Genomic DNA, 4,253 nt, shown 5'->3' with positions numbered 1-4,253 from the left:
AGCGCACAGGTGGCGGCGCCGGCCGGTGCCGTTCCGCGCAGCGGCGGCGGGCATCGTTCATCTGTGTATGCGCGTTGCCGTGCTCGCGGGTGATCGCCTGACGCAGGGTGCCCATGCGCGTGCGCAAGGCCTGTGTACGCTGCGGGTCGGTGGTGGCGGTCAACTGGTCGTTCAACGTGGACAGCTGTTGCTGCAGCACGCTCACGCGGTCGTTGGAAGGTCCATAGATCGACGCGGTGACGTTGGCGATGCAGCTGCGCTCAGCGGCGCGTGCGGCTTCCTGCTCGGTGGCCGACGTGGTGGAGGCGGGTGTGGCGGGCTGTACTTCGCCCGTTGCGGCGGCTTCCGTTGTCGGAGCCGGGCCCGACGGCGCTGCGGGCGGCTCATCGCGCAGCTTCATCGGTTGCGCCTGGCATCGCAGGGAGACTCCGAATAGGCCGTTTCCCCGGATTTCCCTTTGCACTTGTAGACCTGCGCCGCAGCGCTGGCCGGAAGCAGGAGTAACAACAATGTCAGCACGATCACGGGCATGGTGGTCAACGGCGTCTTGAGAGCGGCAGGTGCCGAGGGGAAGAGTGGGGGGCGGAGCGGGACGCCCACTCGGCGCGTCCGTGATCGCGGCAGCAGGTGGACTACCTGGTGCGACGGACCTTGGCGCGGGTGTTCAGGCCATCGACCTGCAGGTACCAGACATTCATCAGTCCGGGGGTGATGCGCACCGTGGGTGCCTGCTTGCGGATGCCGCCGGCACTGGTGTCATCGGTCTGTTCCCAGACCTGGCCGTTGTCCAGGGTGTATTGGCGGCCTTTGCCGAAGCCCCGGAACTCGCCTTCGAGCTGCGCCTGGATCGGCTCGTTCGAGCCGAAGGCCAGAAAGCCGCGGTTTTTCACGATCACTTCCTGGCGGCCCTCTTCGCGGGCGCTTTCCAAGGCCGAGGCGGCGGCCTGTTCAACCTTGCCCTGCAACCAGTTGTTCAACGCGTTGAGCTCGTCCGCGCTGAGCTTGTCCAGGCCAGCGGCCCTGAACTCGGCGGCGGACATCTGCTGCTGCAGGTCACCTTGGACCAGGCGCTGGGCGTGGGCGGAAAACAGCGGGACCAGCGACAGCGCGGTCACGGCAAACAGAACGGACAGGCGGGGCAGCTTCATGGACGATTGTTCCCGGAGAGGGTTGGGCGCTAGTGTAGGGGGAACTGCCCGTAATTGACTGCTGTGAACCGTTCCTCCTCCCTTGGCCTGGATGCGCTGCTGCAGCGCCCCTCCACCAGTGCGCTGGCCGCGCCCCTGCGACAGGCGCTGCTGGAACTCTGGCAGCAGCCCGATATCCCCACCGAGCCCCGCCTGCCATGGCCGGTACTGGGCGACACCCTGGATGCGCTGGCACTGCTCTCGGCCGATGAGGCGGTGATCATCGCTGCGCTGCTGTTCGATCTGCCGGGCCTGCGCGCGCAACTGGCGGCGTTGCCGCTGGGAGCCTCGGCGGCGGCAGTCAACGGCCTGCTGGAAGGACAGGATGCCGCCGACCAGGTCTGGGCGCTGCACGCCGGTCGCGATGCCGGACGCAACAGCGAGGGCCTGCGCCGGCTGCTGCTGTCGATCATCCACGACCTGCGCGTGGTGCCGATCCTGCTGTCGCGGCAGCTGGCGTGCATGCGCGCGGCCGACAAATTGCCCGATGCGCAACGGCGTGCGCTGGCGCAGCTGACTCGAGACATCCACGCGCCACTGGCCAACCGCCTGGGTATCTGGCAGCTGAAGTGGGAGCTGGAGGACCTGGCGTTCCGTTTCCTCGATCCGGAAACCTATCGGCATATCGCGCGCGAGGTGGATGAAACCCGCATCGCGCGCGAGCGCTACGTCGAGACGGTCAAGAAGAAGCTGTCGGCGGCACTGGCCGAGCAGGGCATCGCCGCCGAAGTCAGCGGGCGGCCGAAACACATCTACAGCATCTGGCGGAAGATGCAGAAAAAGCAGCTGGCCTTCGAGCAGCTGTACGACCTGCGTGCGGTACGGGTGATGGTCGACGATGTGGGCGCCTGCTATGCCACCCTGGGCGTGGTGCACGCGTTGTGGACGCCGATTCCCAGCGAGTTCGACGACTACATCGCCCGGCCCAAGGCCAACGACTACCGCTCGCTGCACACCGCGGTGATCGGCCCGGAAGGGCGCACCATCGAGGTGCAGATCCGTACCCACGAGATGCATGCGCAGGCCGAGCTGGGCGTGGCCGCGCACTGGAAGTACAAGGAAGGCGGCAAGGGCGCGGAGAAGGCATTCGACCGCAAGATCACCTGGATGCGGCAGCTGCTGGAGCAGGCGCAGGATGCGGCCCATCCGGAGGATCTGGCCGGCGCGCTGGATGCGGAGCTGATCGAGGACCGGGTGTACGCGCTGAGCCCCAAGGGCGAGGTGATGGATCTGCCGGCCGGAGCGACGCCGCTTGATTTCGCCTACCACGTGCACACCATGGTCGGACACCGCTGCCGCGGCGCCAAGGTCAACGGCCGCATCGTGCCGTTGACCTATCGGCTGCGCAGCGGCGACCGGGTGGAGATCCTGACCGGCAAGGAGGCCGATCCGCGCCGCGACTGGCTGCTGGCGTCCAATGGCTATCTGGCCAGCAACCGCTCGCGCGAGAAGGTGCGTGGCTGGTTCCACAAGCTCGATCGGGCCCGCAACGTGCAGGCCGGCCGCGAACTGCTGGACAAGGAACTCAAACGCCTTGGCCTGCAGCAGGCGGATCTGATGGTGGCGGCGAAGAAGTTCCATGCCGACAGCGTGGAGGATCTTTACATCCAGGTGGCGCTGGGTGACACCGGCCCCAGCCAGGTCAGTCGGGCGTTGCTGGAGGCCGAGCGGGCGGCATCGCAGCCGGCGGTGCCGGTCATGCCGCGCCCGACCGCACGCCGCGACAGCTTGGCAAATCCGACTTCACCGTACAGGGCGTGGGCAACCTGCTGGTGCAGCTGGCGCGGTGCTGCCAGCCGGTGGCCGGCGAGCCGATTGCCGGCTATCTCACCCAGAGCCGCGGTGTCACTGTGCATCGTATGGATTGCGCGGCGTTGGCACGCTTGAGTGGCGCGCATCCGGAGCGGGTGTTGCCGGTGGAGTGGGGTCGCGCCGGTTCCGGTTATGAGGTTGATGTGCTGGTACGGGCGGCCGATCGCCGCTGGCTGCTCAAAGACATCACCAACCTGATCGCGCAGGAAGATGCCTACGTGCTCAACATCAACAGCGACAACGTGCGCGACAGTGGCCGGATACAGCTGCGCCTGCGACTGAAGGTCAGTGATTACGGCCAGTTGTCCACCCTGCTCGGCAAGCTCGATGCGTTGCCGGGAGTGAGCGAGGCGCGCCGACTGGGTTGAAGCAAGCTCAAGCCGGTAAGCTGATCGGATGGGAAACAGTTGGCAACGCTGCAGGGAGTGGTCGGGAACCGTTGGCGACCGGTTGCGGCTGTACGTGCGCTGGTGGGTGGCCCGTGGCTGGAGCAGCCCGCGTGCTTGGCGTTCGATCACGGTGGGCGTGGCGGTACTGGCGCTGCTGCTGATGCTCGTGCGGCAACCGTTGGCCGACTGGCTGTGGCCGGAAACGAAAATCCAGCAGTTGCTCGATGAAGGTGAACGCGCGCTGGCCGAAGGCCGTCTGAGCGCGCCTGATGGCAGCGGCGCACGTGAACGCTTCCAGGCCGCCGCCGCCTTGGATCCGGACCGTCGCGATGTCCAGGACGCGCTGGGGCGCACCGGACAGGCGGCATTGCAGCAGGCCCGGCATCACCTCGCCGCAGGCGACTATGACGCAGCCCGATCGGCACTGGCGCTGGCGCGGCAACTGCAGTTGCCGGAGAGGGAGATCGAAACAATCGCCACCGCGTTGCAGCGTGTGAAGCACGATGGCGGCGGCGTGGAGCGGTTGTTGCAGCAGGCGCAGGCCGCGCAAGCGCAGGGGCGGCTGGATGAGGGCCCGGACAGTGCCTTGCCGCTGTATCAACAGGTGTTGGCAATCCAGCCTGACCGGATGCAGGCGCTGGAAGGACGCGAGGATGCGCTTTCGGATCTGCTGCTGCAGGCCAAGTATCTGGCCCGCCAAGGCAAGGTGGAGGATGCCGCGCAGCGGTTGTACCGGGTGGAGGAATTCGATCCGGGGCACTACGACCTGCCCTCGGCGCGTGCGGTGCTCAGCGGTGCCCTGGAGCAGGCCCGGCGCAAAGCCGAACGCGATTTCGCGCGCGGGCGTCTACAGGCGGCGGCCGCA

General features: G+C 67.2%; 3 protein-coding genes and 2 pseudogenes. 2 read left to right on the top strand and 3 right to left on the bottom strand.

Going from position 1 to position 4,253, the window contains the following annotated elements; all coding sequences use genetic code 11:
• The 3 genes from JCM9942_RS11520 to JCM9942_RS11515 all read right to left on the bottom strand — a co-directional run.
• On the bottom strand, positions 1-400 hold a 400-nt coding region (locus tag JCM9942_RS11520), incomplete at its 3' end, for a hypothetical protein (RefSeq protein ID WP_054659796.1).
• On the bottom strand, positions 397-531 hold the full coding sequence (locus JCM9942_RS20765) for a DUF4124 domain-containing protein (RefSeq protein ID WP_157722884.1): 135 nt from the start codon (positions 529-531) through the stop codon (positions 397-399). The genes JCM9942_RS20765 and JCM9942_RS11520, both read right to left, overlap by 4 nt.
• A 101-nt stretch (positions 532-632) precedes the next feature.
• Positions 633-1,148, bottom strand: a complete 516-nt coding sequence (locus tag JCM9942_RS11515; RefSeq protein WP_054659794.1) for a hypothetical protein — start codon at positions 1,146-1,148, stop codon at positions 633-635.
• A gap of 54 nt (positions 1,149-1,202) precedes the next feature.
• Here JCM9942_RS11515 and JCM9942_RS11510 point away from each other — a divergent pair.
• Together JCM9942_RS11510 and JCM9942_RS11505 are read left to right on the top strand one after the other, a co-directional pair.
• Positions 1,203-3,367: pseudogene (locus tag JCM9942_RS11510) on the top strand (RelA/SpoT family protein).
• Positions 3,368-3,395: 28 nt separating this feature from the next.
• Positions 3,396-4,253 (top strand): annotated as a pseudogene (locus JCM9942_RS11505) (hypothetical protein); the annotation flags it as partial.

This window comes from Stenotrophomonas pictorum JCM 9942 (genome assembly GCF_001310775.1).
GTDB classification, from domain to species: Bacteria; Pseudomonadota; Gammaproteobacteria; order Xanthomonadales; family Xanthomonadaceae; genus Stenotrophomonas; species Stenotrophomonas pictorum.
The sequence above is the reverse complement of the archived record's forward strand: the minus strand, read 5'-3'. Positions and strand labels throughout refer to the sequence as shown.